This is a genomic window from Stenotrophomonas sp. HMWF003 (assembly GCF_003061285.1).
Classification (GTDB): domain Bacteria; phylum Pseudomonadota; class Gammaproteobacteria; order Xanthomonadales; family Xanthomonadaceae; genus Stenotrophomonas; species Stenotrophomonas maltophilia_AP.
Map to the genome: position 1 here is coordinate 23698 of NZ_QAIW01000373.1, position 4523 is coordinate 28220.

Here is a 4523-nt window from a genome sequence, read left to right on the forward strand (position 1 = left end):
AGGCGCTGAAGCTGCTCGATGGCCGCGATGCCGCGCTGGACGACAGCTTCCTGGTCATCACCGACGCCGATCGCCCGATCGCGCTGGCCGGCCTGATGGGCGGCTTCGACACCCGCGTCACCGACGACACCACCGCCGTGTTCCTGGAGGCCGCGCATTTCGCGCCCGCCGCGATCATGGGCCGTGGCCGCAAGCTGGGCCTGCACACCGACGCCGGGCACCGCTTCGAGCGCGGCGTCGACCCGGCCCTGCCGCGCACCGCGATCGAGTACGCCACCCGCCTGGTGCTGGACCTGGCCGGCGGCACGCCTGCGCCGGTGACCGAAGCGGTACGTGAGGCCGACCTGCCGGCGACCGCCAGCATCGGCCTGCGCCGCGCGCGCATTGCCCGCGTGCTCGGCATCCAGATCGCCGATGCCGACGTCGAGCGCATCCTGCGCGCGCTGGGCATGGACGTGGTCGCCCACGCCGACGGCTGGCAGGTGACCGCGCCGAGCCGCCGCTTCGACATCGCCATCGAAGAAGACCTGATCGAAGAGCTGGCCCGTATCCACGGCTATGAGCAGATCCCGACCACGCTGCCGGGCGGCGCCTCGCGCATCGCCATGCCCAGCGAGACCTGCCTGGACGACCTGAGCGTGCGCCGCCAGCTGGTGGCGCGCGACCTGCAGGAAACCATCAACTACGCCTTCGTCGATGCCGGCCTGCTCGGCCAGTGGCAGCTGCATGAAGACGTGGTGGCGCTGGCCAACCCGCTGTCGGCCGAACTGGCGGTGATGCGCCCGTCGCTGCTGCCGGGCCTGGTGGCCACGCTGGGCCGCAACGCCGCGCGCCAGCTTGGCCGGGTGCGCCTGTTCGAGCTGGGCCGCAGCTTCCACCCGCAGGCAGGCGAGGGCACCCCGGCACCGCTGGAGACCCAGCGCGTGGCCGCCGCCGTGTGTGGCGACGCCGACCCGCAGCAGTGGGGCCTGGCCACCCGCAAGGTCGATTTCCACGACCTCAAGGGTGACCTGGAATCGCTGGCCGCGGCCTCCGGCGCGGTGCTGACCTTCCAGCCCTCGCAGCGCCCCTACGGCCACCCGGCGCGTTCGGCCGAGGTGCTGCGCGATGGCGTCAGCCTGGGCTGGATCGGCCAGATCCACCCGCGCCTGGCCAAGGCCATGGACATCGACGTGGACGTGTTCGCCTTCGAACTGGACCTGGCCCCGCTGGCCGCCCGGCAGCTGCCGCGTGCGGCCGAGCTGTCGCGCTTCCCGTCGGTGCGCCGCGACCTGGCCTTCCTGGTGCCCGAGGCCGCCGCCTGGGCCGACCTGGAAGCCACCCTGCGCCGGGCCGTCGGGCCGCTGCTGCGGCAGGTGACCCTGTTCGACCGGTACGTCGGCCAGGGGGTCGAGCCGGGCTTCAAGAGTCTCGCTATGGGCTTGATTTTGCAGGACAAGTCGCGCACTCTGACGGACCGCGACGTGGAGTCGGTAGTGGCCGAGGCTGTCTCTGCCATGGAGCGTGAACACCACGCCCGGATCCGCGGTTGAGCGGGCAGCATGGGGGGTAGCAGGAATGGCATTGACCAAGGCTGAGATGGCCGAAAAGCTGTTCGACGAAGTGGGTCTGAACAAGCGCGAAGCCAAGGAATTTGTCGACGCGTTCTTCGATGTGTTGCGTGAGGCATTGGAACAGGGACGTCAGGTGAAGCTGTCCGGCTTCGGAAATTTCGACCTGCGGCGCAAGAACCAGCGCCCGGGTCGCAACCCGAAAACCGGCGAGGAAATTCCGATTTCCGCCCGTACGGTGGTCACCTTCCGTCCGGGCCAGAAGCTCAAGGAAAGGGTAGAGGCATATGCTGGATCCGGGCAGTAACCGCGAACTTCCGCCGATACCGGCAAAGCGCTACTTCACCATTGGTGAAGTCAGCGAGCTTTGCGATGTCAAACCGCACGTACTCCGCTACTGGGAAACCGAGTTTCCCAGCCTGGAGCCGGCCAAGCGCCGCGGCAACCGCCGCTACTACCAGCGCCACGACGTGCTGATGGTGCGCCAGATCCGCGGCCTGCTCTACGAGCAGGGCTACACCATCGGCGGCGCGCGCCTGCGCCTGGAAGGTGCCGGTGCCCGCGACGAATCGACGCTGAGCAACCAGATCATCAAGCAGACGCGGATGGAGCTGGAAGAAGTGCTGCAATTGCTTCGTCGCTGAACAAATTCTTCGATAAAACCGTTATACTCGTCGGCCCGCTGAGAGGCGGGGACAGTACCAGCATCATCGGGGCGTAGCGCAGCCTGGTAGCGCATCTGCCTGGGGGGCAGAGGGTCGTCGGTTCAAATCCGGCCGTCCCGACCATTGTTGGTAACAGATCAAGGGCTTGCACAGCGATGTGCGGGCCCTTTTTCGTTGTGCGTGCCCATGTCGAAGCGGACACGTTCGCGGGCAATGGCATGAACGAAGGCAGGGCGCGACGTCTCGCGTCCGATGCGGTGCATGGCACCGCAACCTGTTGCGCGGCGTGAGGCTTTGCCATCGCACGTTTCAGCACTTACCATAGGCCCACTCGTACTACCGCGGCTGCTGAACCCGGTACTCACGAGAAAACGACCATGGAAATGGAAAGAAACCGCGCCTGGCGCCGTTCGCAGGCCCGCAAGTGCGGCGGCGACCGCATTGCGCATGTCATGAAGTTCAAGCCCGAAAAGAACTGGAAGCTGCTGTATACCCGCCCGTGCAAGCTGATGCGTGCACGCCAGTTGGGCATCCACTATCCAATCCTCAGCACGCGCCAGTTGCTGGACCGGCAATGACCAATCTGCTGTTTGTCTGCAGCCGCAACCAGTTGCGCAGCCCTACCGGTGAAGCCGTCTGGCAGCCGCGTGCGGGATTCACGGCACGTTCGGCGGGCACCAGCCCGCATGCACGCAGACCCATCGGCCCAGCGGATATCCGCTGGGCCGATGTCATCTTCGTGATGGAGCCAAAGCACCAGCATCGGTTGCAGGCGACGTATGCGCGCCTGCTGGCTTACAAGCGGCTGCACTGCCTGGATATTCCCGATGACTACCGCTACATGGACCCGGCCCTGGTGGCGTTGCTCGACGACCGGGTGGCGCGGTATCTGGCCGGCGACGTTGCAGCGCGTTGATCCAGTGATAGCACGCGGTCAGTGGTTGCCAGCACCCGGCACCGGGTCGTCGTAGGTAAACCCGACCACGCACTCGCGCAACGCATCGATCTCGCCCGCGCCGCTCTCGACCAACCCACCGCCCAACGCCTGCAGCCAGTAGCCGTCGGCCGCCAGCCGTGCCACGCGCAGCCGCGGGGCGGCACGTTCGTCAGGCACCTGGGCCAGGCGGTCATCCAGCCAGTGTCGCCACAGCGCGGCGAACGCCGGTTCCACCAACGCACTCAGCGAGAAGCGCGCCCAGTTGGCGTCCTCGGCATGCATCGCCTCGAAGGTGGCGCGGACGTAGGCGCGGGTGAAGCGACCGTGCGGCACCGGATCCGTCGCGACAAGCACATCCAGCGCATCCCCGAAGCGTGCCAGGCACTCGGCATACGCCGCTTCCAGCAGGTCCTGGCGGTTGGCGAAGTGGTGGAACAGGGCGCCCTTGCTGACCCCGGCGCGTGCGGCCACCGAGAGCACCGTGACGTTGCCCACCCCGTGCACCCTGGCTTCCTGCACCGCTGCATCAAGCAGCGCGGCGCGTACCAGCGCCGGCTGCCGGCGTCGTCGGGTGGCGTCCATCAGTGTGCCGCCGCTTTGGAAAACGCGTTGATCATGACCACCCCGCCGACGATCATCGCCACCCCGGTGATGGCCTGCCAATCCAGGCTCTGCTTGAACACTGTCACGCTGATGATCAGGGTGAGCACGATGCCCACGCCGCCCCAGATTGCATAGGCGATGCCCAGCGGCAGCGCCTTCAGCGCATGGCTGAGCAGGTAGAAGGACACCACGTAGCACAGCGCCATGGTCAGCGTGGGGCCCAGTTTGGTGAACTGTGCGGTCTTCTGCAGCAGCATGGTGCCGGTGACTTCGGCGACGATCGCGCCGGACAGGAACAGATACGCGGTGAGGAGGGGGGACATGGCTTCTTCCAGGTTGGATACCGACCGGGCGGTATGTTACTTGCCGGAACCGTGAACGGAATCTGACTGACATCCGCCAAAGCCACCTGGGGGCGCGAGCCACACCGCGCTGCTGCCGCGCGGCACGGAGTGGGTTTGCGGCTACCATGGCGCATGAACCCCACCCCCGGTAACCCGAGCGCCCCCCGGCTGCTCGGTTTTGACGTGCCTGGCTTGCAGGCCACGGTCGACCACGCGGAAGACGAGGCCATCGTCGCCCTGCTCGACGTGGCCCCCTCGGCCCGCTGGCTGCAGGTCTTCCATCGCCGCGTCGATGCCTTGAAGGGCGAACTGGGGCTGGCGGGCGTGCAGATGGACGGCCGCACCATCCGCTTCTACGGGTCCGTGGCCGACAGCCGGCGCCTGGCCAATGAGATTGCCGGGTTGATCAAGGACATCGCGCAGG

At 67.1% G+C, this 4523-nt stretch carries 8 protein-coding genes and 1 tRNA gene; 7 read left to right on the forward strand and 2 right to left on the reverse strand.

What is annotated here, in order from left to right:
- From pheT to DBR34_RS15610, 6 genes are all read left to right on the forward strand, one after another.
- A partial coding sequence (pheT, locus tag DBR34_RS23360) for a phenylalanine--tRNA ligase subunit beta (protein WP_258223987.1) occupies positions 1-1532 on the forward strand: 1532 nt, incomplete at its 5' end.
- A 25-nt stretch (positions 1533-1557) separates the two neighbouring features.
- Positions 1558-1857: an integration host factor subunit alpha gene (locus DBR34_RS15590; protein WP_005410432.1), complete on the forward strand. Its 300-nt coding sequence runs from the start codon at positions 1558-1560 to the stop codon at positions 1855-1857.
- Positions 1838-2194: a MerR family transcriptional regulator gene (locus DBR34_RS15595; RefSeq protein WP_038687283.1), complete on the forward strand. Its 357-nt coding sequence runs from the start codon at positions 1838-1840 to the stop codon at positions 2192-2194. The genes DBR34_RS15590 and DBR34_RS15595 overlap by 20 nt, the downstream gene beginning before the upstream one ends.
- A gap of 67 nt (positions 2195-2261) precedes the next feature.
- Positions 2262-2338, forward strand: a tRNA-Pro gene (locus tag DBR34_RS15600).
- A 254-nt stretch (positions 2339-2592) separates the two neighbouring features.
- Positions 2593-2793 (forward strand): hypothetical protein, encoded by a 201-nt coding sequence (locus tag DBR34_RS15605; protein WP_128097474.1) that lies wholly within the window; start codon positions 2593-2595, stop codon positions 2791-2793.
- The gene (locus tag DBR34_RS15610) at positions 2790-3131 is read left to right on the forward strand and encodes a phosphotyrosine protein phosphatase (protein WP_128097475.1); all 342 of its coding nucleotides are present in this window, start codon (positions 2790-2792) and stop codon (positions 3129-3131) included. The genes DBR34_RS15605 and DBR34_RS15610 overlap by 4 nt, the downstream gene beginning before the upstream one ends.
- 18 nt (positions 3132-3149) lie before the next feature.
- On the opposite strand, the gene DBR34_RS15615 is transcribed toward DBR34_RS15610, so the two are convergent.
- On the reverse strand, positions 3150-3734 hold the full coding sequence (locus tag DBR34_RS15615; RefSeq protein ID WP_128097476.1) for a TetR family transcriptional regulator: 585 nt from the start codon (positions 3732-3734) through the stop codon (positions 3150-3152).
- Positions 3734-4078, reverse strand: coding sequence for a multidrug efflux SMR transporter (locus DBR34_RS15620; protein ID WP_128097477.1), 345 nt, complete (start codon positions 4076-4078; stop codon positions 3734-3736). Before DBR34_RS15620 ends, DBR34_RS15615 begins: the two co-directional genes overlap by 1 nt.
- A gap of 153 nt (positions 4079-4231) precedes the next feature.
- Here DBR34_RS15620 and DBR34_RS21835 point away from each other — a divergent pair.
- The coding region (locus DBR34_RS21835) for a hypothetical protein (protein WP_128097487.1) at positions 4232-4523 on the forward strand (292 nt) is incomplete at its 3' end.